The sequence below is a fragment of the Streptomyces sp. NPDC048297 genome, assembly GCF_043201585.1.
Classification (GTDB): Bacteria; Actinomycetota; Actinomycetes; order Streptomycetales; family Streptomycetaceae; genus Streptomyces.
Genome location: NZ_JBICZA010000002.1, coordinates 163,383 through 184,513, shown reverse-complemented (window position 1 = coordinate 184,513; position 21,131 = coordinate 163,383). Strand labels below are relative to the sequence as shown.

Below are 21,131 nucleotides of genomic sequence, written 5' to 3'. Positions count from 1 at the left end.
GTGCAGTCAGTTGCCCCGGTGCACCACATGGCCGCCGGTCACCGTCAACACGACCGGCGCGTCGGCCAGTTCGTCGCCGGGGGCGAGAACGGGGTCCACGGAGAGCGCCGTCAGGTCGGCCCGCAGACCGGGCGCGATACGGCCGGCCACGGCGCTCTCGCCGGCGGCGGCCGCCGCGTGGGTGGTGCAGCCCTCCAGCGCCTGCAGCGGGGTGAGTCCCGGCCGCTGCGCCGCGGCCCCCTTCGGGTGGTGGGCCGTGGCCAGGACGGCTCGGACGTCGTAGTGCGCGATGGGCCAGTCCGAGCCGAGCGCGACCGTGGCCCCCGCCTCGCGCAGGTCCCGCAGCCGCCAGGCGCGGGTGGACCGGTCGGTGCCCAGGCGCTTCGACCACTCGTCGGTGCCGTCGTCGCGGGTGTAACCCGTGTGCGGCGGCTGGAGCGAGGCGGCGACACCCAGCTCGGCGAAGCGGGGCAGGAGGTCGTCGGGAGCCGTCTCGATGTGCTCGATCCGGTGCACCCCGCGCCCGCCGGGGCCCAGCGAGGCGACGGTGTCCAGGACGTGGCGCACGGCCGCGTCCCCGATCGCGTGCGTGGCCGTCCGTACGCCCGCCGCGTGCAGCGTGCGTACGGCGGCGGCGTACGCCTCGGGGTCGGGCCAGAACGCCTCCGTGCCCTGGCCGTGGCAGTCGGGGTGGTCCAGCCACGCGGTGCCGCCCTCGACGGTGCCGTCCATGAAGAACTTCACGCCGCCGACCAGCCAGTGCCGGCCGCCCTTCCCCTGCGCCTCGATGAGTTCGCGCAGGGCGTCGTCGTCCGCGCCGGGCATGCACCAGGGGGCGAACCGCAGCCGGATCGGCAGCACGGTCTCCTCGGCCACCGAGGTCATCAGGTCCAGGTCGCCGCCGTCCATCACATGGGCGCCGGTCAGCCCCGTGGCGGCCATGGCGGACAGCAGCTCCAGCAGGCGGGCGCGCCGATCGGCGTACGAGGGGCGCGGTACGACGTCCATGACCAGGTCCATCGCCGCGTGCTCGACCAGGTGACCGGTGGGCCGGCCCTCGGCGTCGCACACCACCTCGGCGCGCTGGGCGAACGTCCGCGGGCCGCTCACGCCGGCGGCGGCCAGGGCCGGGCCGTTGACGAGGGCGGAGTGGCCGTCGTACAGGCGCAGGAAGGCGGGCGCGTCGCCGAGGACGTCCGCCACCAGGTCGTGGTGGACGGGGCGGCCCTCGAAGGCGTTGTGATCGAGGCCGTGGCCGAGGACCCACCCGTCGATCCGCTCGGCCGCGGCGAGCGCCGCGCGCAGCCCGGCCAGGTCCCGTACGCCCGACAGGTCCGCGCCCGTCGCCATCTCCAGGGCCCACACGGGATGGTTGTGGGAGTCGGTCAGGCCGGGCACGAGGTGCGCGCCGGTCAGATCCACCACCTCGGTGCCGGGGCCGCGCCACTCGCGTACGTCGTCCTGCTCGCCGACCGCGGCGATCACGCCATCGCGCATGGCTACGGCCGAGGCGGTGGGGCGGGCGGGGTCGAGGGTGCGGACCTGGGCGCCGGTGAGGATGAGGTCGGCAGCGGGCATCAGAGGAACTCCTGTACGGATGACGGTCGTTCGGCAGGGCGGGGAGGTCGGGGAGGCCGGGCCAGGTGGGGAGGCCGGGCGGGCCGGGCGGCCACGGTGGGTGCGGTGCCGTGGGTACGGCGGGCGCGGCGGCGGCGTCGTCGTCGGTCGGTCGGTCAGGCGGGCGTGGCGGCTTCCGTCGGCTCGCCGATTTCGGTGGCTCCCGTGGCTCCGGTGGCCCCCGCGGCTTCGGCGGGCGTGGACGGCTCGGCGGCGAAGGCCTCGTAGACCTCGGGGCGTCGGCGGCGCAGCCACCACGCCAGCGGAAGACCGAGGAGGAAGACGGCCGGGGACACGACGACGAGCACCGTGTTCACGGTCGGGGAGGCGCCGGTGAAGAGGTCCATGTGGCCCACCACCAGCACGATCGCGGCTGCCAGCAGCACGGTGGCCACGACGGGCGCCACCAGGGTCCGCAGGGTGCCCTCCTGGTGGCGGATGCGCCGGAAGTAGCAGGGCACGGCGATCGCGGCGAGCAGCTGGAGCAGCAACAGGCCGATCATTCCCGGGGTGTTCACCCACAGCAGCAACTGCTGGTACGGGTCGGCGCCCGCGGCCCAGAACGCGAGGACGACGGCCGCGCCGAGCACGGTCTGGGCGATGCCCGCGACGTACGGCGAGCGGTGGCGGTGGTGGATGCGGCCGAGCCGGCGCGGCAACACGCCCTCCTCGGCCAGGGCCAGCGCGTAGCGGTTGATGGCGTTGTGGAAGGCGAGGAGGGAGGCGATGACGCTGGTGATGATGAAGATGTGCATCAGGTCCGCCGCCCAGCCGCCGACGTACGTGGTGATCGCGGTGAAGAACAGTCCGGCCGGGTCCTTGCCCGCGGCCTGGACGACCTTGTCGTCACCGAACGCCTGGATGGCCACCCACACGATGAACGCGTAGAACAGGCCGAGAAAGGCGACCGCGAGGTAGGTGGCGCGCGGCACCGTGCGCTCCGGGTCGCGGGCCTCTCGGCGGTAGATGACGGTCGACTCGAAGCCGGTGAACGCGGCGAACGCGAACGCGAGGACGGCGGCCGTGCCGGGGACGAACACGTGCGCCGGGGCCAGGGAGCCGAGCGACAGCCCGTGGGCGCCGCCCTTGAGCAGGACCCCGCCCGCGAGCAGCACCAGGATCCCGGTCTCGGCGACGAGGAGGATGCCGAGCAGCTTGGCGCCGAAGTCGATCGAGCGGAAGCCGCCGTAGCCGATCAGCAGGAGTCCGGCCAGGGAGACGGGCAGCCAGGGCACGTCGGTGCCGAAGAGGGAGTGCAGCGTGTCCCGGGTGGTGGAGGCGAGGAGGCCGTAGACGCCGATCTCCATGCCGTTGTAGCCGACCAGGGCGAGCAGGGCCGCGCCGATGCCGACCGGGCGGCCGAGACCACGGGTGATGAAGGCGTAGAACGCGCCGCCGCTTCGGACGTGGCGGCTCATGGTGGTGAAGCCGACGGCGAAGATGGCGAGGGTCAGTCCGGCGAGGAGATAGCCGACGGGGGCGCCGATGCCGCCCAGCAGGATCGCGAGGGGAGCGACGCCCGCCATCACGGTCAGGGGTGCGGCGGCGGAGACGACGAAGAAGGCGATGTCGGCGGTGCCGAGGGAGCCGGAGCGGAGTGTGGCCGCGTCGGACCGCACTCCTTCCTCCGGGATCTCGGACGTGGTCACGGACATTCGGGGGAGCCCTTCTGGCGGCGGACGGGAGGGGGGTCCCGGTGACGGGGCAGCGGTGGTGGCAGCGATGGTGCGGTGGTGGTGCGGTGATGGTGCGGTGGCGGGGCGGGCGGGTGCGCGGACGCCCGGAGCCGGAAACCTAAAGGCTTTCGGTTTCCGCAATGTAACCTGCCGTTGGGAATCCGGGAAGACCTTCAGGGGGAACGCTGACCATGGGACGGCCGCGCACACCGCTCCTCGACCGCGAGCGCATCACCGCCACCGCGCTGCAACTGATCGACGAGAGCGGCGACTTCAGCGTGCCGCAGATCGCCCGTCGGCTCGGCGCCCAGACCGGCTCCGTGTACCACCATGTGGACGGCCGGGAGGGCATCGTGGAACTGCTGCGGGAACGGGTGGCCTCCGCGATCGACACCGCCACCCTGGACCTGCGGCCGTGGGACGCCGCCGTCGAGGCCTGGGCCCGCTCCTACCGCGCCGCGTTCGCCGCGCACCCCCGCGCCATCCCGATGCTGATGACGTCACCCGTACGAGCGCCCCGGGTGCTGGAGCAGTACGAACGCGCCGTCGACCTGCTCCTCGCGGCCGGCTTCGCCCCCGCCGAGGTCATGCCGCTGCTCGTCGCGCTGGAGAACCTCGTCCTGGGCTCGGCCCTCGACCTCGCCGCCCCCGAGGCGATGTGGGAGCTGACGGACCGGGCCCCGACACCCCGCCTCGCCGAGGTCCTTGCCGCGGTGGGGGAGGGGCGCGCAGACCGCGCCTTCGACGTCGGCCTCACCGCCTTCATGAACCACGCGCGGGCCGTACTGGACGGCCGGGAGCACTGAGCGGGACGGCCGGCGGCACGGAACGGACGGCTGGCGGCACGGAACGGACGGCTGGCGGCACTGAGCGGGACGGCTGGCGGCACTGAGCGGGACGGCCGGCGGCACTGAGCGGACGGTTTCCCGGTACCGCCAGGAACAGGATCACCTTGTGCAGGGCGACCCGACGGCCTGACCACCCCTGCCTGCAGCGACGGATCACCCACAGCCACGGATCACCGACAGCTACGGATCACCCACAGCCACGGATCACCTACAACGGCGGATCATCGAGGAGTTCCAGCAGTGTGCGGGCACTCTCCGCAGCGGCCGGAACACAGCCGGCCGCGCCCGGGAACAGGCGGCCCCAGGCGCGGGCACGGCCCAGAGCGCCGAAGCGCCACGCGAGCCGCACGGCGCGCCGCAGTTGCGCCGCCGTCCGGCCGGCTCCCGTCCACGGCTCCAGATAGGCGTCGCGCAGTCGCGGCAGCACCTCGGCGCCGTACCGCTCGCGCGCCCGTCGGGCCGGGACCCACAGACTGCAGAAGGGGTGGGAGAGGACGGCGTCGCCCCAGTCGAAGAAGGTGTACCGGCCCGGCTCCGGGTTGAACACCTGGCCGTCGTGCAGGTCGGCGTGGTCGAGGGAGTCGGGGATGCCCAGGGCCGCCAGTTCGGCGGACCACTCCACCAGCCGGGGCCGCAGCCGGGCGAGCGATGCGCGTTCCTCCGGGGCCAGCGCTGAGCTGTCGGCGAGCAACTCGTCGAAGGAGTAGGGCAGTTCCGGGGTGCGGATCCTCGGGACGCCCGCCTTCCCGATCTCCTCCGCGTGCGGGACCAGGGCGCGCTGCATGCTCGCGTACTGGCGCAGGAGGTCCTCCCACGCACGGGGCGCTACGGCGTCCCGCTCCAGGACGTCCCGGAACAGGTCCCCTCCGTCGGGCAGCAGCGACCAGCCGCGGTCGGCGTCGACCGCGAGCGGTGTCAGGACGTGCTCCGGCACCCGGCGGGCCAGCACGGTGCTCAGCGCGGCCTCGAATCCGCCGGCCGGGGGACTCGCCTTGAACCACACGGCCTCCCGCCCGGCCACCGGCACCCGCACCAGAACCGACCAGGGCCGCAGTCGCACCCGCGGGTCACCACCGGCCCGCAGGCCGTGCGCGGCGAGTGCGCCGTCCACCCAGTCGAAGGCGGCGGCCCGCCAGGTCTCCTGCTCCCAGGGTGTGACCGCGTCCGGGTAAAGGCCCCGGTCCACCGCCGGTGAGGCATCGCGTTCCGTCATCGGCCCATCCCAGCAGCGCGGCCCGCCGACCGGCCAGCGGTTTTCGTCGGCGAGATGGACGTTCATGTGTATGAACATTGCTCACGTGGGTGTACATGAGGGTCCGGATCGTGCGACGCTCCATCAACTCCCGTACGTTGACATCGAGTTGGAGGGGGCACACAGCCCGATGAACCTTTCGCGACGTTCCGTGCTGACCACGGCGGCCGGTGCCGCGACCCTGTGCGCGACGCCAGTGACGGCGACGGCGGCCACGACGGCGACGGTGGCTCACGCGGCCACACCCGCCCCCACCGAGGACACCGCCCGCACCCTGCGCGCCGCCGCCGACTACGCGGTCGCCAAACTCCGTACCGTCGCCCCCACGGTGACGGCCTTTCCGGTCGGCACGAAGGCCGAGAAGTGGGTGTACTCCCAGAACGGCGACTGGGTCGGCGGGTTCTGGCCCGGCACCCTGTGGATGGCCTGGCTGCACAGCGGGGACGACACCTTCCGCACCCTGGCACTCGACTCCGCGAAGAAGCTCTCCCCGCGCCAGTACGACACCAGCACCCACGACCTCGGCTTCCTCTTCTACCCGTCGTGGGTCACCGCCTGGCGCCTGACCGGCGACGACAGTTGGCGCGCGGGCGCCGTACGGGCCGCCGACTCGCTGATACGGCGCTACAACCCGAACGGCCACTTCATCCGGGCCTGGGGCGCACTGGACGACCCCGGCAACGCCGGCCGCGTCATCATGGACACGATGATGAACCTGGACCTGCTGGACTTCGCGACCCGGCAGAGGGGCGACGCGAAGTACCGCGACATCGCCGTCGAGCACGCCCGGACGGTGCGGCGCACGTTCCCCCGCCCGGACGGCTCGACCCCGCACGTGTACGACTTCGACCCCACGACCGGCGCCCCGATCGGCCCGGACACCGTCCAGGGGTACAGCCCCACGTCCTGCTGGGCACGCGGACAGGCCTGGGGCATCTACGGGTTCACCACCATGTACCGGCGCACCGGCGACGACGGTTTCCTGTCCACGGCACGCAGCCTCGCCGACTACGCGCTGGGCGCCCTGACACCGGATCACGTCCCGGTCTGGGACTACCGGGCACCCCAGCAGCCCTACGACGTCAAGGACGCCTCCGCCGGCGCGATCACGGCCTGCGGCCTGCTCGACCTGGCCACCGCCTCGGGCCGCCCCCGCTACCGGGACGCGGCCCTGCGCATCCTGACCGCACTCGCGCAGACCTGCCTGACGGACAACTCCAGCCGCGCCCAGGCCGTCGTCGCCCGCTGCACCCGCAACCGGCCGGCCGAGGACGGCATCGAGATCTCCCTCCCCTACGCCGACTACTACCTGCTGGAAGGCATCCTGCGCGTGCTGCGCCCCCAGGACGTCGACCGGGCCGTCGACCTCTCCGGTCCGCGCGGTCAGCGGCCGTAGCGGCGGTCGCGGGCGGCGTACGAGCGCAGGGCACGCAGCAGGTCGATCTGACGGAACGCCGGCCACAGCACGTCCACGAAGTGCACCTCGGCGTAGGCGGACTGCCACAGCAGGAAGCCCGACAGCCGCTGCTCACCGGAGGTGCGGATGATGAAGTCCGTGTCGTGTCCCGCCGGTGAGTACAGGTTGTCGGTGATGTGCTCCAGGTCGAAGTCCGCGGCCAGCTCCCGCGGATCGCCGCCGGCGCCGATGTGCTTGTCGAAGGCCGCCCTGACCGCGTCGACGATCTCGCGGCGCCCGCCGTAGCCGACGGCCACGTCGACCTTGAGCCCGCCGCGGCCGTGCGTCGCGGCGGCGGCCTCCTTCAGCACGCGGGCGGTGTCGCCCGGCAGCAGGTCGAGCGCGCCGATGATCTCGATCTCCCACGGTTCGTCCGGGGCGCAGATACGCCGGACGGTCTCCTCGATTATGTCGAGCAGCGGCCCGAGTTCATCGGCCGGCCGGTGCAGGTTGTCGTCGGACAGCATCCACAGTGTGACGTGCTTGATGCCGGCATCGGTGCACCAGTGCAGGAACTCCGTCACCTTGGCGCCGCCCACGCGGTAGCCCTCACGGACGTCGCTGTGCCCCGCGCCCCGGGCCCAACGCCGGTTCCCGTCCAGCATGATCGCCACGTGCCGTGGCCTGGGCAGGCCCTCCAGCTTGTGGTTCAGACGCCGTACGTACACCGCTTCCAACGCCGACCGCAGGGCTTTCCATGCCACGCCGACATCCCCTCTCCGACCCGTCATCGAGGTCCCGACCCGTGATTGAGGCCGCAACGATATTGCCACGCTTTTCGAACGCGCCACGCAGCCCTTCGCCCCGGGCCGTGCGACGCCTCCGCTTCATCCGCGGATGCCCGTCCTCGGCGTGCCTCTCGGTCCCGCGCGCACGGCAGCGTGATCAAATGCGGCATGGCAACGTCCTGGACCGGCAGGCGAGTACGCCTGCGCGCTGTCGAGCCCGACGACTGGACAGCGTTCATGCGCTTCGCCGACGAAGACGGGCGGCGGGAGAGCCGGCTGGATCTGCCGCGGTCCGCCGAGAGCTACCGTACCTGGGCGAAGGCGCAGGCCGTCGCCGAGTGCGATGACGACTGTTTCCGGTTGGCGGTCGAGACGACGGCCACGGGAGAGCTGGTCGGCGCGGTCGGCTCCCATCGCACCGGCCGGCGTTCGGGCTGGTTCGAGTGTGATGTCACGATCGGCGCGGACCACCGGCGCAGGGGCTACGCGGCGGAAGCCATGGTGCTGTTGCTGCGCTTCATGTTCGCCGAGCGGCGCTATCACAAGTGCCTGGCAGCGGTCTTCGACCACAACGAGGCTTCGCTGGCGCTGTTTCGGGGTCTCGGCTTCACCGAGGAGGGCCGCTTGCGGGAACACGTCTTCTTCGGCGGCCGGCACCACGACCTCGTCATGTGGGGCATGCTCGCGGGTGAGTTCGACCGGCGGCACACGATGAGCGCGCCATGACGGGTTCGATCAGCAGGACTTCCGTCAGCCGCGCGCGGTGGCACGCAGGCGCAAGCCGGTGGTCGCGAGACCTTCGAGGGTGGTGACCCGGTAGCCGGGTTCCGGTCCTGGCGGCTCGCTCAGTTGGTAGGAGCGGGCGGTCTGCGCGGTCAGGAGCGTCAGCATCGCCATGGCCAGGGCGGCTCCCTCGCAGCCGTGCGGACCGCTGCCGAAGGAGAGGAAGACCCCGGGTCTCTCCGGTGATTCGGGATCGTCGAGCCAGCGCTCCGGCCGGAACCGGTCCGGCTCGCGGTGTTCCCGTGCGTCGCGGTGGGCGGTGTAGGGGCAGACGAGAACGGTGGACCCGGCGTCGATGGTGTAGTCGGCGAGCTGAGTCCGCCGGGGGGCGCTCCGGGTCAGCAGCCAGCTCGGCGGGTACAGCCGCAGCACCTCCCGCACCAGCGCCTGGGTGTAGCGCAGAGCGTCGAGGTGGGCGCTGGTCGTCGCGGCCGGGTCCGCGGGCAGCAAGGCGGCTTCGGCCGCGACGCGGCTCGCTGCCTCGGGGTACGTGGCCAGGTGGAGCAAAATCCACCCGGCTGCCCGCGAAGGTGTCTCGAAGGTGGCGACGGTGATCCCGGGGAGAGTGTCGAGAACGGCCTCTTCCGCCAGGAGGCCGTAGCGGGAGGAGGGTCGGAGCATCTGGCCCAGCACGTCCTCACCGAGCCGGCCCGACGCACGGCGCCGGCGGACGACGGGCCGCAGAGCATCGACGAAGGCGGTCTGCTGCCGTGTGCGGAACCGCCGTGCCGGTGTGGGGATCCAGCGCGGCCACACCCAGCGCGAGGGGCGCACGAGCACCTCGCGGGCCAGGAACAGCTGCGCGGCGAACGGCAGCAGGGCGGGAGCGTCCTCGGAGAAGAGGTAGCGCACGCCGATATCTGCCAGGGTGTGCCGGACCGGGGGCAGGATCTCGACGTCCTGGCCCGTGGGCCACTGGTCGGCGAACCGCGCGGTCCCGGACGCGATCTCACCGGTCCTGGCCGCGACCGCCTGCGGGCGCAGCCCGCGCATACGGGCGGCGTGAGCGTGCACGCGTTCCTCGGGCGTCGGTGCCCCGCTCGACCGGTTCAGCGGCGGGAAGAGGGGCGAGGGTGCCTTGGGGAAGTCCTGCGCGCGGTGCAGGACGGCTTCGCACGGCCCGGCCGTAGCGGCCACGCAGACACCCGGCTCCAGCTGCCAGACGTCCCCGCACTCGTCGGCGCCGCGGCGCGCCAGCGCCAGCCGGTCGCGGCTCCAGGCAGCGAAGCCGCCTCCGGGCAACCGGGGCGGCTCGTTCGTTCGGCCCATGAGATCGTCCTCGACTCTTCTACCCCTCGACTCTCCTACCGTCCAGGTCGATGTCGTCGGCAGGGTGGCGGGGAGCCGGTGGGTGCCCGGGGGGCGCCCACCGGCACTGCGGTCAGCCTCGGTCCCCGGCGTACGCATCCCACTCGTGGGCCCCGTACGCGCCGTAGTGGCGGGTGAAGGACAGCTTGCCGAGCAGCTTGGCGATCATGACGTACTCCTCTCGCCTGTCTTCAGCACCAAATGCCATATATGCCATGTTTTCACACATTCGGCGTCCGGAGTAACGGCAGCGCGTGTGGATAAGGCGAGTCCGTCTGAACTATGCTGTCCAGACTTGGAAAATTAGTCGAGTGAGTGATCGGGGCGCGCGTGAGCCCACGCACGTTCGCGGAGGTATGCATGGACGACGACGCCACGGCCGGCGCGGACGAGCACCTCGTTCAGGAGGCGGACGAGCACCTCGTTGCGGAGATGGAGAAGGTCGCCGTCGCCCTGGGGCGGATGTTCCCGGGGCTGTGCGAGGTGGTGCTGCACGACCTGCGCGATCCGCAGCACGCGATCCGGGCCATCGAGAACAACCTGTCCGGCCGCCGGATCGGGGACTCGGCGACCGGACTGGGCCTGGCCCGCATCGCCGACCCGCGGTACCCCAGCGTCATCCAGAACTACCCCAACCGGTTCCCCGACGGCCGCCCGGCGAAGAGCACGTCGATCGGGATCAGGAACGGCGCGGGCGAGTACATCGCCGCTCTGTGCCTGAACCTCGACGTCTCCGTGCTGTCGCCGGTCACGCTCGCGCTGTCCAACCTCGTCGCCACCGACACGGAACACCGCGACCAGTCCCTGGAGACCCTGCGGGACCGCAACGCCCGGGAGCTTCGCCGCGCCGTGGAGGCCCGCGCCGCGGACCGCGGTGGCACGCCCAGGTCGCTGGGCCGCGACGACAAGAAGGCGCTCGTGCAACAGCTGCGCCAGGACGGCTACTTCCACTCCCGCGACGCCGCCCAGGCCATCGCGGACCTGCTCGGCGTGTCCCGGGCGACCGTCTACAACTACACGAAGTGAAGGGGCCGTAGAAGGCCGAGGGCCGCCGCTCGTCAGCCGCCCGTCAGCCGCCCGGCTCCCGCCCGCCACCTCCCTCTCCGCCACGGGCACCCCGTCCCCACCACAGGCGCTCTGCCCCACCACCGACACCTCCACCCCAAGGACACCCCATGCCCGACGCCTCGCCCGTCACGTTCGACGACGTCCGTGAGGCCGCTGTGCGCCTCAAGGGCATCGCCCACCGCACCCCCGTCCTCACCTCCCGCACGCTCGACGCGCTCGTGGGTGCCGAGGTGTTCGTCAAGTGCGAGAACTTCCAGCGGATCGGCGCCTTCAAGATCCGTGGCGCCTACAACGCGGCCGCCCAGCTACCGCCCGAGCAGCTCGCCAGGGGCATCGCCGCCTACTCCTCCGGCAACCACGCCCAGGCCACCGCCCTCGCCGCCCGGGAACTGGGCACCAGCGCCGTCATCCTGATGCCCGAGGACGCCCCCCGCTCCAAGAGGGAGGCGACGGCCGGCTACGGGGCCGAGATCGTGACGTACGACCGTTACGCCCAGGACCGCACCACCCTTGGCGAGGCCCTGGCCGAGGACCGCGGCCTGGCCCTGATCCCGCCCTACGACCACCCCCACGTCATCGCCGGCCAGGGCACCGCCGTGCTCGAACTCCTGGAGGACACCGGAGAACTCGACGCGCTCGTCGTACCGGTCGGAGGGGGCGGCCTCATCGCCGGCAGCGCCGTCGCCGCCAAGGCGCTTCACCCCGGCATCCGGATGATCGGCGTCGAGCCCGAGGCGGGGGACGACACCAAGCGCTCCCTGGCCAGTGGTGAGCGCGTCACGATCCCCGTGCCCCGCACCATCGCCGACGGCCAGGCGATCCCCACCCCCGGCGAGATCACCTTCGGCATCAACCGGCGTCTGGTCGACGCCGTCGCCCTGGTCAGCGACGAGGAGATCGTCCAGGCCATGAGGTTCGCCTTCGAGCGGCTGAAGATCGTCCTGGAGCCCAGCGGCGCCTCGGGGCTCGCGGCTCTCCTGGCCGGACGCGTCGAGGATCCGCCGCGGCGGATCGGTGTCATCGCCTCGGGCGGCAACATCGACACCGGGCGCTTCACCGAACTCGTCGGCCGCTGACCCGCAGGTCAGCGCCCGGCACCGCGCTGACCTGCTGTGACTTCTCCCACCTGCTCTTGCCTCGGCGGGAAAGGCCTACCTACGTTCGGTCGTATGTCCTCCTTTGACCCGAACCTCCCCGACGGGCCGGACGAGCCGCGCGAGCCCGCCGCGGCGAGCCCGTCCGGACCGGCCGACGTGAGCCCGTCCGGACCGGCCGACGTGAGCCCGTCCGAACCGGTCGACTTCGTCGTCGACCTGACCGCGCACGAGATGCTCCGCCGCACGCACGCCCTGGCCGCGCTGGGCCCGGACTGGGACCCCGTCGCGGCGCTGCGCGGCGAGGAGGAGGCGTACGACCTGCTGTACTCCGGCCTCGACGCCGAGCAGCAGCGCATCTACGACCGACTGCTCGCGGCCGGGGTGCTCCCGAGGCGCGGGGGCGGCGATGCTGCCGCTTGATCCGCAGGCCGACATAGGGCGCCGGGCCTGGGTGGACTGCCCGAAGTGCGACGACCGCGGCGGCTGTGCCACCTGCGCGCAGGGGCGTACCTGCCACGCCCACTGGCGCTACCTGCTCTCCAACACCGGCAGCCTGCTCCATCTGCAGTGCCCGTCCTGCACGCACGTCTGGACCCACGAGACGAACTTCGGCGCCACGCGGTCCCAGGGGTGAGGTGACGCGGCGCGCTCCCGCGGACGGGGCGGCTCAGGGCGCCGTGAACAGCGTGGGGAAGCGCGGTCCCAGCCACGGCTTGGGTCCCCAGGTGAGGATCTGGCCGCGGGCGATGGCCCGCCAGGGGTTGAGCCGGCCCAGCGCGATCAGCAGGAACGCGGTCGGGTCGATGAGGATCGTGCAGTCCGAGCGGCCCTGCGGCGGCCCCGGTGTCACCTCCACGGCGCCGGCGGCCAGGCGGACGCCGAAGGCCTCGCCGCCGCGCAGCCGGATCGTGTAGCGGGCCGTGAGCCCGGCGGTGGCCGCGGTGTTCGTGACACGCGGCATGACCGAGAGCATGAACGGCATGCACAGGCCCACCCGCGGCCGGTCGACCATGTGCGGGCGGCCCAGGGCGCGCGCGAGATCGTATCCGTGGCCCAGCATGTGCGTGAGCAGGTACGAGGCCAGAACGGGCCGGTCCATGGTGCCGAGCGGCGTGGCCGGTACGGCACTCTCGCCGGCGGGGTCCGCCATGGCGTCCAGGAACACCGACGCCTGCTCCGCGATCATCGCCGCGAGCGGCTCCGCCCGGCGCTCGGCGAAGACGGTGAGGGACTCGGCGTTCGCCGCGGCCAGGCTCTGTGCCGTGCCGTCCCCGTAGGGCCGGGCGCGGCCGGCCGCGAGGTCGGCCATCAGCTCGTTGGCCAGGGCGAGATGGGCGGCAGCCTCGCCGACGGTCCACTGCGATCCCGGCACCGGGGCCGCCGTGTCCGGCGCACCGCGCACCAGCGCGGCGATCTCCTCGGCGGTCGCCCGTATCGCCTGCTCCAGCCCCTCGGGCAGTTGCCCTGTCCCGTCCTGCCGTTCCGTCGCGTGCACGCCGCCCGCCCCTCCCGCCTGTCGCCCCCGTGCGCACGGGGTGCCGGTACCCAACCAGACCGGGGACCGGGCGGCAAGGCGCGGGTGACGTGCGGCGCGCCCCTCACTTTCGCTCCTCGCCTTGCTGCCTTCGCTCCTCACCAGTTGTGGGCGACGTCGATCACCAGCCGGCCGGGCAGCTGGATCACCCGGAACGGCAGACGGGCGCGGACCCCGAGGCCGATCTGTGTCTCTCCCTCGAAGCTCCCGGCGAACCGGGTGTCCCTGAAGGTGCGGTACCCGGTGAGCCGCACGCCCGGCAGGGTGCGGCCCACCCGGCCCGGGTACGTCGGCGTACCGGTCGCGGGGTCGTAACTCGGCGCGCCGACACGGACGTCGAGGACGGCCCCGCCGCCGACCGGGATCAGCCGGCCGCTCGCCGTCTGGTGGAGCCGCTGGACGTACCTGACGGAATAGCCGATCGACCGGCCGCCGCCGGGCACGTCGAACACGATCCGGTCGAAGCACGCGTGCCGGCCGGTCCTGACGTCCTCCAGCGGCACGGCACCGGCAGTGGGACCGCCCTTGGCCCCGCTGCCGAAGCCGGCTGGGCAGGCCGTGGCCTGCGCGGCGGCTGTCGGAGCGGCCCCTGCCGCGGTCGCCGCCGCGCCCACGCCGGAACCCGCCAGCACGAGCGCCGCCATCGCTGCCCCCATTCTTCGCATGATGTCCCCCTTGGTCGAGTCATGCTGTTATGGGGTGAGACACACGGATATGGCGAATGGTTGCGGTGTTCGGGGAGGGAAAGGGTCCCGAATGCGCGCGGGTCACTCCGCCGGTATCGCGTAGTCGGCCAGGGAGACACTGCCGGAGTAGGCCATGGGGACGCCGTCCAGGTACGCGTCGGGCAGGTCGAAGGCGTCGACCAGATCCGTCATGTGCGGGGCGAGGTCGTGGAGGACGTCGTCCAGGAGCTGGGGTAGGCCGCGGACCTGCTCGGGGGAGAGGTGGCCGTGGGCCAGCAGGTCGCCGGTGTACGTGCCGATCTCCTGCAGCAGGAAGAGCAGGCACAAACGCTCCAGCAGGTCCCCGGCGGCGGGGTCGTTCGCGCGGGAGGCCGCGTCCAGGAAGGCGTCGGCGGCGCGGAGCCGGGCGTGGACCGAGACCATCTCCAGCGCGGCGGAGGAGGCGCCGTTCCAGCGGCCCACCGGGTCCTTGGAGGGGCCCCGGCGCAGTTGTGCGCGGGCCCGGTCCTGCCAGATGGCCTCGGCGCGGGCGAGCAGCCCCCGCACATGCCGGGGGTCCCTGAGCTGTGCGGGTGCGCCCGGGGGTTCCGCGTCCTGCCGTGGCGGCTGGTGGGCGAAGAGCATCTCGGCGGCGGCCTTCACCCAGATCACCGTGTTGTCGCCCTCGGCGGTGACGGTGCCCTCGATGTAGTGCGGGAACTCGGACAGGCCGTTGACCGCGAACAGCCCCTGGGCGCCGCAGCGTTCGCGGCACTCGATGGTGATGTCGCGCGCCTGCCAGGTGATCCAGCTCTTGGCCACGGCGACCAGGCGCTCGGCCTCCGCCCGCTGCTCGGTGTGCGCGCCGGCCCCGTGCGCGGCCCAGCCGGCGAGCGCGGCGCGGTGCAGGAAGGTCATGGCGTAGGCGGTGGCGAGGCCCTGGAGCAGGGGCCGGTGATGGGAGCGGTGGGCGTTGACCGGGATGCGTTCGCCCGCGCGCGGCCCGCTGACCTGCCGCTGGTCGCCGTAGCGTACGGCTATGGCCAGGGCGGCGCGGGTCGCGCCGATGGCGGCGCCGCTCATGCACAGTTTGCCCATGGTGACCCGGCCGATGGACTGCAGGAACCGCTTGCGCCGGTTGCCGAGGGTGCTGTGCAGCCGACCGTCGGCGTCGAGCCGGCCGTGCTCGGACTCCAGCAGGGCGTCGCGCGGCAGGAGCACGTGGTTGAACGAGGTCAGGCAGTGGTCGACCGGCGCGCCCGTGCGCAGGGGCAGCCTGCGCACGCCCACCCCGGGCAGCGGGCCGTTCTCGTCGCTCAGCGGGGCCAGGAAGAGGAAGACGCCCTCGTCCCGGCCGGCCACGATGAGCCGGGCGGCCACCACGGCGGTCTTCGGGCCGCCGGTCATGCTGGTGTTGGGCATGAACTTCTGGGCCCCGGGATGCGGCGTGTTCAGGACGAACCGGCCCGTGCCCGGGTCGAGTTCGGCGGTGGTCTCCAGGGCGGAGGCATCGTTGCCGTGCTCCAGCTCGGTGCAGAGAAACGTGCCGACACGCCGGAGGGCGGTGAAGTCGGACAGGTCGCGCGGCGTGGCGCCCGCGTGGTCGAGCAGCGAGCCGAGGAAGAGGTTGTAGTGGATGCTCGCCACCGTGCACAGGCCCCCGCCGCCGTCCACGATCGCCGCCCACTCGTGCAGGGCCGCCAACTTCGCCGGATCGTCGGCGAGTTGCTCCGGGTCGCCTGCGCAGTCGTTCACCAGCCGCAGCCAGTCGTAGGAGAGCGCCGCGCGTTCGGCGCCGCCCAGTCCCGGGCGGTGGCGGAAGGTGTCCTGTGCGATGAGCCGGCGCCAGCGGCCGTGCACGGTCTCTCTGCCGCCCTCCCTGCCGCCGCTGCCGTCGTCGAAGAGGAGCCGGGACAGGTCCAAGCGGAGTGACGTGTTCCGGTCAATCTTTGGGCTGCTGAACTGCTCGACCCCTGGCGCTGAGACGAGATCTTCCTGCGGTGTCAGAAGGGCCATGGCCTGCTCCCGTTGGTCACGGATCCGGAAGGATGGGACGCGCAGTGTCAGAAGATACGGACCTCCCGGTTTGCTTATCAAGCAAAATCTTCTCAGATCGGTTACCGAACGATTGCACATCGTGTGCGAATCCTGCGCTGTCAAGTGACCCAAGATGACAACTTCTTGCACAGTCGCTACGCCCACCACCCGTGCGGGGAACGGTGAGTTGGGCCGTGAACGGGGCGTTGAGATACCGGGCGACACGTTTTATTGTGGCGTCAGCGACGGGTCCTCAGGCCCGGCAGAGGCGGTGCTTAGGGGGGTGCGCTCGCGCTTGAAAGGCCGAGTTCCAGGGTGGCAGGATGCATACCTGTCGGTCGCTTTTCGGCACCGACCGGTCCGTGAACCCAGTGCGGAGGGTGTGCCGTGGCCCTGCAGGAACGAGCGATCAGGACGAGACGCAACATCCTGGTCGCCGCAGCCGACGTGTTCGCCGACGTCGGCTACGAAGCGGCGACGATCTCCGAGATCCTCCAGCGGGCGAACGTCACCAAGGGCGCCCTCTACTTCCACTTCGCCTCCAAGGAACAGCTCGCCCAGGCGGTGCTGACCGACCAGCTCAACTCCGTACCGGAAGTGCCGGTGCGTGAGCTGGTGCTGCAGGAGGGGCTGGACGCCGGGTTCCTCCTCGCCCATCTGCTCAGCGCCGGAGACCCCCTGGTGCGCGGCAGCATCCGCCTCACCGTGGACCAGGGATCACCGCAGGACGGACTCGACCGACGGGTGCCGATGGCCTCGTGGATCGAGTACAACGCCAAACTGCTCGCCCGCGCCAAGGCGAACGGCGAACTGCTGCCCCACGTCGACGTCGAGGCCTCGGCCAAGGCGTTCGTCTCCGCGTTCACCGGCGCCCAGGTGCTGTCCAAGATCATGAGCGACCACTCCGACCTGATGGAGCGCGTGGTCGACCTCTACCGCCACCTCATGACCAGCATCGCGGTCCCTGCCGTGCTCGTGCGCCTGGACATGACCATGGACCGGGGCCGCCGGGTCCACGAGGAGGCCCTCGCGCTGGGCCGGGGAGCGGAAGAGGCCGAAGCCGCCGGCTGAGCGGCACCTTCCCGGAGGTACGGGACGGCTGCCGTCGGTGCGAGAACGGGGCAACGCATCGGCGAACACGTCTGGTTGTGGGGAGGGGCGACTCTCCCTCGGGCACGTCGCAACGCAGCAACGTGAAGCAGGACCGACCCAGGGAGACCCGATGGAGAAGACCGCCTGCCCGTACACCTTGGACATCACGGGCCGTGACCACATGGGAGAGGCGGCGAAGCTGCGCACCCAGGGCCCCGCCGTCCAGGTCGAACTGCCCGGTGGCGTGATCGCCTGGGCCGTCGTGCGACAGACGTACGTGGAAAGGCTGTTGGCCGACCCGCGCGTCTCGCGCAGCGCCCGCCTGCACTGGCCGCCCTTCATCGAGGGGAAGATCACCGAGGAGTGGCCGCTGTACCCGTGGGTGGCGAACGAGAACATGCTGTTCGCCTACGGGGAGCACCACAGCAGACTGCGCCGCCTCGTGGCCGGGGCGTTCACCGCCCGCCGCTCCGAGACCCTGCGCCCGAGAGTCGAGGAACTGTCGGCCGAACTGCTCGACACCCTGGGCGAAGTCGCCCCCGGGACCCCCGTCGACCTGCGCACCGCGTACGCCGAGGTGCTCCCGCTGCGCGTCATCTGCGAGCTGTTCGGGGTCCCGCGCGGCGCCGAGACGGACGCCCTGTCCGCCGCGCTGAGCACCGTGTTCGGCTCCACCGTCTCCGCCGCGGAGATGGAGGCGGCGCGGATGGAGGCCTTCGGGCGGCTCGCCGCACACGTGCGGGCCAAACGGCAGGCACCCGGCGACGACCTCACCAGCTCGCTGATCGCCGCCCGGGACGACGACGACCGCCTCACCGAGGACGAACTGCTCGGCTCCCTCTTCATGTTCATCGCCGCCGGCCAGGACACCACCGCCACCCTCATCACCAACGCGGCCGGCGCCCTGCTGAGCAACCCCGAGCAGCTGGAGCACGTCCGCGCGGGCCGGGCGACCTGGGCCGACGTGGTCGCCGAGACCATGCGGGTGCACACGCCCGGCGCGTACTCGCCGCTGCGGTTCGCGGTGGAGGACATCGACCTCGACGGCGTCGGGATCCGCAAGGGCGAGGCCATCCTCGTCAACTTCGCGGCGGGCGGCCACGAGACCGACCGGCACGGCCCCGACGCGGACCGCTTCGACGTGCTGCGCACCGGCCGCGACGTCCTCGGCTTCGGCCACGGACCGCATCGCTGCCTCGGCGCCCCGCTCGGCGAGATCGAGGCGGCCTCCGCCCTCGCCAAGCTCTTCGACCTCTTCCCGGACGCGCGACTCGCCTGCCCTCCCGAGGAGTTGAAGCCCCTGCCGACCTTCATGCTCAACGGCTACCAGGCGCTGCCCGTCGTCCTGCGCCCGTCGGCCTCCTGAGCCCGTGAGCGGCCACGGACCCGGCCGCTCCCGCCACGGCGACCACGCCGCTCCCCGCGAGCCGACGGAGTCGCCGTGGCACCCTTTCGCCCCACAAAAACACCGGACAGACGGTTTATTTCGGGTGGATGACGTACGCCTGGACGCTGAAGGCGCCCCGCCGCGCCGGGAGTTCGTCGGTTCGCACCGACTTCCCGCGGTCGCCGCCCGGTGGCCCGTCAGGTCTTGCCGCATACGTCTCCGCTAAAACATACTGAACATGCGGTTAGACGCGGACCAGGGGCGCTGGCTCCCCACCGGATCCGGCACCGAAGGAGAGCGTCATGGTCAAGCAGGTACGGGCGGCCTACACGCGGCAGGCCCTGATCCGCGCGGCGGCGGAGGTCTTCGCCGACAACGGATACGCCCGCGCGTCCCTGCCGGCGATCAGCAAGCGCGCCGGAGTGAGCGCCGGAGCCCTGCACTTCCACTTCCCGAGCAAGGACTTACTGGCCTCCGAGGTCGAGCAGGTGGCGACGCGTGCCGTGACCGAGATGGCCCGGCAGTGCCGCCGCTCCAACGGCACCGAGCTGGAGGCGCTGGTCGCCGCGACCCACCACGTGGTCTCCGCATTCGCCACCGACCCCGTCACCTGGGCGGGTTTCCGGCTGAGCGGCGATCCCGCCCGGCCGAACGAAACCGGACTGCTCGACTGGTGGCACACCTGGGTGCACGACATGCTCCGCCAGGCGAAGGACGCCGGCGAACTCGCGGACGGCGTCGCCCCGGAGGGCGCGGCCGTCGCGGTCGTCTCCGCCACCGTCGGCTTCGAGGTACTCGGCGGCCGGGACCCGCGGTGGCTGTCCGGGGAGCGCATGACCGAGTTCTGGACCTTCCTGCTGCCGCGCCTCGCCGCCGCCCCGCAGCAGGCCCGCACCCAGGTGCCTGACCACCCCATGACGGTGCGCCAGGCGCCGCAGCGCGGCGGTCCGGCCGACCTGGTCGCGGCCCGGGGAACCCGCCTCGGGGCCTGACGCCACCCTCACCCTGCGCCTGGCGCACCTGTTCACCGAGGTCGCCGGCGTCGACCCGGACCGGACCAGGGGATGATGGCCGAGGCCGAGCGCCTGGCCGGCGAGGGCGGGGTACGGGCGACGTTCCGGTGGGTACGGGCGACGTCCCGGTGGGTGCGGGCGACGTCCCGGTGGGTGCGGGCGACGTTCCGGTGGGTACGGGCGACGTTCCGGTGGGTACGGACGAGGGCCGAGGAACTCCCGGCGGGACTGGGCTCGTTCGACGTGGTCCCCGGCCGCCGGGCCGGCCGAGGGTTCCTGCCGCACGGGACACCCGGCGGCGAGGCGGCGGTCTTCGCCAAAGCCGGCTTCCTCGGACCCGAACGGTACGTCGCGCCCGGCGAACACGCACTGGTCCGCGACGCACGCCCCGCAGACGCGGGGACACAGGCGGGGACACCGGGTCCGTCCGACCCCGTGGCTACGACGGGGGCGTGTCGCCGGGGCGGGTGTCGCGGCGGGGGGAGTGGCGGAAGCGGTTGCGGTATTCCGTCGGGGTGGTGTCGAGGGTGCGGCGGAAGGCGCGGATGAGGGGGGTGTCGGTCGTCGCGAAGCCGGAGGCGGAGGCGACGCGTTCGAGGGTGTCGTCCGTGGACTCCAGGCGATTACGGGCGACTTCGACGCGGGCGGACTCGATGTAGGCGGCCGGGGTCGTGCCGAGCTCGGCCTTGAAGACACGGGTGAGCTGGCGCTCACTGACGTGGGCGTACTCGGCGAGATCGGGGACCGTGAGCCGGCCGGTGAGGTGCTGCCCGATGTAGTGGCGGAGGTCGTCCATACGGCGTGTGGTGGAGACCGGTTCGATCGGGACGCTGAACTGGCTCTGCCCGCCGGGGCGTTTGAGGTACATCACCAGTTGCCGCGCGATGCGCAGGGCGACGGCCTCGCCGAAGTCCTCGGCCACGAGCGCCAGCGACAGATCCAGGCACGCGGTGATGCCCGCGCCGGTCCACACCTTGTCGTCGCGGATGAAGATCGGGTCGGCGTCGACCTCGATCGACGGGTACTCGGCGGCGAGTTGCCGCGCGGTCGACCAGTGGGTGGTGGCACGCCGGCCGTCCAGCAGGCCGGCGGCGGCGAGGAGGTGCGCCCCCACGCAGACGGAGGCGACGCGCCGGGTCCGGGCGGCGAGGGCCTTCACCCAGCAGACCACCGCCGGGTCCGCGAGGGCGCGCACGCGGCGCCGGCCGACGACCTCGACCGAGCCGGGCACCATGAGCGTGTCGACGCTCCGTGCCGACGCCTCCTGGAACGTGATGTCGGGCAGGACGCGCACCCCGGCCGACGTGGTGACCCCGGGTCCAGGGTCTCGGCGGCCGGCGCGACCTCGTAGCCCGTCACGTCGTCCGTCTCCCGGCGCAGCAGGGCGAACACCTCGGGCGGCCCCGTGACGTCGAGCAGGTCGACGCCGTCGAAGAGGAGGACGACGACGAGCCGCTTGACGTGGCTCATGGCTTCTCCGTCCGTGCGATCAGCTGTCCGATGTCGGTATCTGCAAGTTATCTGACATTGCCGTCATGATCGGCGGATTCGTAGCCTGGAGACGCCAACG

18 protein-coding genes and 1 pseudogene are annotated in these 21,131 nt (G+C 72.3%); 10 read left to right on the top strand and 9 right to left on the bottom strand.

Going from position 1 to position 21,131, the window contains the following annotated elements:
• Nucleotides 1-6: 6 nt before the first annotated feature.
• Nucleotides 7-1,578, bottom strand: a complete 1,572-nt coding sequence (locus ACGFYV_RS02820; RefSeq protein WP_393876530.1) for an amidohydrolase — start codon at nucleotides 1,576-1,578, stop codon at nucleotides 7-9.
• Between the two features lie 155 nt (nucleotides 1,579-1,733).
• A complete protein-coding gene (locus ACGFYV_RS02815; RefSeq protein ID WP_393876529.1) occupies nucleotides 1,734-3,272 on the bottom strand; it encodes an APC family permease in 1,539 nt (512 codons plus the stop codon).
• A 212-nt stretch (nucleotides 3,273-3,484) separates the two neighbouring features.
• Here ACGFYV_RS02815 and ACGFYV_RS02810 point away from each other — a divergent pair, with 212 nt between their 5' ends.
• Nucleotides 3,485-4,099, top strand: coding sequence for a TetR/AcrR family transcriptional regulator (locus ACGFYV_RS02810; protein ID WP_393876528.1), 615 nt, complete (start codon nucleotides 3,485-3,487; stop codon nucleotides 4,097-4,099).
• 250 nt (nucleotides 4,100-4,349) lie between these two features.
• Here the strand turns inward: ACGFYV_RS02810 and ACGFYV_RS02805 are convergent, their stop codons facing one another.
• Nucleotides 4,350-5,354: an aminoglycoside phosphotransferase family protein gene (locus tag ACGFYV_RS02805; protein WP_393876527.1), complete on the bottom strand. Its 1,005-nt coding sequence runs from the start codon at nucleotides 5,352-5,354 to the stop codon at nucleotides 4,350-4,352.
• Between the two features lie 169 nt (nucleotides 5,355-5,523).
• Between ACGFYV_RS02805 and ACGFYV_RS02800 the strand changes: the two genes are divergently transcribed.
• The gene (locus tag ACGFYV_RS02800) at nucleotides 5,524-6,789 is read left to right on the top strand and encodes a glucuronyl hydrolase (protein WP_393876526.1); all 1,266 of its coding nucleotides are present in this window, start codon (nucleotides 5,524-5,526) and stop codon (nucleotides 6,787-6,789) included.
• On the opposite strand, the gene ACGFYV_RS02795 is transcribed toward ACGFYV_RS02800, so the two are convergent.
• Nucleotides 6,777-7,580, bottom strand: coding sequence for an isoprenyl transferase (locus ACGFYV_RS02795; RefSeq protein ID WP_393876525.1), 804 nt, complete (start codon nucleotides 7,578-7,580; stop codon nucleotides 6,777-6,779). The genes ACGFYV_RS02800 and ACGFYV_RS02795 overlap by 13 nt on opposite strands.
• 165 nt (nucleotides 7,581-7,745) lie before the next feature.
• Here ACGFYV_RS02795 and ACGFYV_RS02790 point away from each other — a divergent pair, with 165 nt between their 5' ends.
• The gene (locus tag ACGFYV_RS02790) at nucleotides 7,746-8,303 is read left to right on the top strand and encodes a GNAT family N-acetyltransferase (protein ID WP_393876524.1); all 558 of its coding nucleotides are present in this window, start codon (nucleotides 7,746-7,748) and stop codon (nucleotides 8,301-8,303) included.
• A gap of 24 nt (nucleotides 8,304-8,327) precedes the next feature.
• On the opposite strand, the gene ACGFYV_RS02785 is transcribed toward ACGFYV_RS02790, so the two are convergent.
• Nucleotides 8,328-9,629 (bottom strand): cytochrome P450, encoded by a 1,302-nt coding sequence (locus ACGFYV_RS02785; protein ID WP_393876523.1) that lies wholly within the window; start codon nucleotides 9,627-9,629, stop codon nucleotides 8,328-8,330.
• 399 nt (nucleotides 9,630-10,028) lie between these two features.
• Between ACGFYV_RS02785 and ACGFYV_RS02780 the strand changes: the two genes are divergently transcribed.
• The 4 genes from ACGFYV_RS02780 to ACGFYV_RS02765 all read left to right on the top strand — a co-directional run bounded on the left by ACGFYV_RS02780 (nucleotide 10,029) and on the right by ACGFYV_RS02765 (nucleotide 12,467).
• A complete protein-coding gene (locus ACGFYV_RS02780) occupies nucleotides 10,029-10,694 on the top strand; it encodes a transcriptional regulator (RefSeq protein WP_393876522.1) in 666 nt (221 codons plus the stop codon).
• 149 nt (nucleotides 10,695-10,843) lie between these two features.
• On the top strand, nucleotides 10,844-11,812 hold the full coding sequence (locus tag ACGFYV_RS02775; RefSeq protein ID WP_393876521.1) for a threo-3-hydroxy-L-aspartate ammonia-lyase: 969 nt from the start codon (nucleotides 10,844-10,846) through the stop codon (nucleotides 11,810-11,812).
• 93 nt (nucleotides 11,813-11,905) lie between these two features.
• The gene (locus ACGFYV_RS02770; RefSeq protein ID WP_393876520.1) at nucleotides 11,906-12,253 is read left to right on the top strand and encodes a DUF6400 family protein; all 348 of its coding nucleotides are present in this window, start codon (nucleotides 11,906-11,908) and stop codon (nucleotides 12,251-12,253) included.
• Complete coding sequence (locus tag ACGFYV_RS02765; RefSeq protein ID WP_393876519.1) at nucleotides 12,240-12,467, top strand: hypothetical protein; 228 nt, start codon at nucleotides 12,240-12,242, stop codon at nucleotides 12,465-12,467. Before ACGFYV_RS02770 ends, ACGFYV_RS02765 begins: the two co-directional genes overlap by 14 nt.
• 33 nt (nucleotides 12,468-12,500) lie before the next feature.
• Here the strand turns inward: ACGFYV_RS02765 and ACGFYV_RS02760 are convergent, their stop codons facing one another.
• The 3 genes from ACGFYV_RS02760 to ACGFYV_RS02750 all read right to left on the bottom strand — a co-directional run bounded on the left by ACGFYV_RS02760 (nucleotide 12,501) and on the right by ACGFYV_RS02750 (nucleotide 15,955).
• Nucleotides 12,501-13,328 (bottom strand): maleylpyruvate isomerase family mycothiol-dependent enzyme, encoded by an 828-nt coding sequence (locus ACGFYV_RS02760; RefSeq protein ID WP_393876518.1) that lies wholly within the window; start codon nucleotides 13,326-13,328, stop codon nucleotides 12,501-12,503.
• A gap of 137 nt (nucleotides 13,329-13,465) precedes the next feature.
• Nucleotides 13,466-14,032 (bottom strand): hypothetical protein, encoded by a 567-nt coding sequence (locus tag ACGFYV_RS02755; protein WP_393876517.1) that lies wholly within the window; start codon nucleotides 14,030-14,032, stop codon nucleotides 13,466-13,468.
• 102 nt (nucleotides 14,033-14,134) lie between these two features.
• Entirely contained in the window at nucleotides 14,135-15,955 is a 1,821-nt protein-coding gene (locus ACGFYV_RS02750; RefSeq protein WP_393876516.1) for an acyl-CoA dehydrogenase, read from the bottom strand.
• A 501-nt stretch (nucleotides 15,956-16,456) separates the two neighbouring features.
• On the opposite strand from ACGFYV_RS02750, the gene ACGFYV_RS02745 reads away from it, so the two are divergent.
• From ACGFYV_RS02745 to ACGFYV_RS02735, 3 genes are all read left to right on the top strand, one after another.
• On the top strand, nucleotides 16,457-17,140 hold the full coding sequence (locus ACGFYV_RS02745) for a ScbR family autoregulator-binding transcription factor (RefSeq protein ID WP_393876515.1): 684 nt from the start codon (nucleotides 16,457-16,459) through the stop codon (nucleotides 17,138-17,140).
• A 151-nt stretch (nucleotides 17,141-17,291) separates the two neighbouring features.
• The gene (locus tag ACGFYV_RS02740; RefSeq protein ID WP_393876514.1) at nucleotides 17,292-18,527 is read left to right on the top strand and encodes a cytochrome P450; all 1,236 of its coding nucleotides are present in this window, start codon (nucleotides 17,292-17,294) and stop codon (nucleotides 18,525-18,527) included.
• 323 nt (nucleotides 18,528-18,850) lie between these two features.
• A complete protein-coding gene (locus tag ACGFYV_RS02735) occupies nucleotides 18,851-19,540 on the top strand; it encodes a ScbR family autoregulator-binding transcription factor (protein WP_393876513.1) in 690 nt (229 codons plus the stop codon).
• 460 nt (nucleotides 19,541-20,000) lie between these two features.
• Here ACGFYV_RS02735 and ACGFYV_RS02730 read toward each other — a convergent pair.
• Nucleotides 20,001-21,031, bottom strand: a pseudogene (locus ACGFYV_RS02730) (GlxA family transcriptional regulator).
• Nucleotides 21,032-21,131: the final 100 nt, after the last annotated feature.

Coding starts and splice junctions, on each gene's coding strand:
- ACGFYV_RS02765 (WP_393876519.1), top strand. CDS start 12,240: ATGCTGCCGCTTGATCCGCAGGCCGACATAGGGCGCCGGGCCTGGGTG.
- ACGFYV_RS02810 (WP_393876528.1), top strand. CDS start 3,485: ATGGGACGGCCGCGCACACCGCTCCTCGACCGCGAGCGCATCACCGCC.
- ACGFYV_RS02785 (WP_393876523.1), bottom strand. CDS start 9,629: ATGGGCCGAACGAACGAGCCGCCCCGGTTGCCCGGAGGCGGCTTCGCT.
- ACGFYV_RS02815 (WP_393876529.1), bottom strand. CDS start 3,272: ATGTCCGTGACCACGTCCGAGATCCCGGAGGAAGGAGTGCGGTCCGAC.
- ACGFYV_RS02740 (WP_393876514.1), top strand. CDS start 17,292: ATGGAGAAGACCGCCTGCCCGTACACCTTGGACATCACGGGCCGTGAC.
- ACGFYV_RS02800 (WP_393876526.1), top strand. CDS start 5,524: ATGAACCTTTCGCGACGTTCCGTGCTGACCACGGCGGCCGGTGCCGCG.
- ACGFYV_RS02775 (WP_393876521.1), top strand. CDS start 10,844: ATGCCCGACGCCTCGCCCGTCACGTTCGACGACGTCCGTGAGGCCGCT.
- ACGFYV_RS02790 (WP_393876524.1), top strand. CDS start 7,746: ATGGCAACGTCCTGGACCGGCAGGCGAGTACGCCTGCGCGCTGTCGAG.
- ACGFYV_RS02820 (WP_393876530.1), bottom strand. CDS start 1,578: ATGCCCGCTGCCGACCTCATCCTCACCGGCGCCCAGGTCCGCACCCTC.
- ACGFYV_RS02780 (WP_393876522.1), top strand. CDS start 10,029: ATGGACGACGACGCCACGGCCGGCGCGGACGAGCACCTCGTTCAGGAG.
- ACGFYV_RS02770 (WP_393876520.1), top strand. CDS start 11,906: ATGTCCTCCTTTGACCCGAACCTCCCCGACGGGCCGGACGAGCCGCGC.
- ACGFYV_RS02805 (WP_393876527.1), bottom strand. CDS start 5,354: ATGACGGAACGCGATGCCTCACCGGCGGTGGACCGGGGCCTTTACCCG.
- ACGFYV_RS02755 (WP_393876517.1), bottom strand. CDS start 14,032: ATGCGAAGAATGGGGGCAGCGATGGCGGCGCTCGTGCTGGCGGGTTCC.
- ACGFYV_RS02795 (WP_393876525.1), bottom strand. CDS start 7,580: ATGACGGGTCGGAGAGGGGATGTCGGCGTGGCATGGAAAGCCCTGCGG.
- ACGFYV_RS02735 (WP_393876513.1), top strand. CDS start 18,851: ATGGTCAAGCAGGTACGGGCGGCCTACACGCGGCAGGCCCTGATCCGC.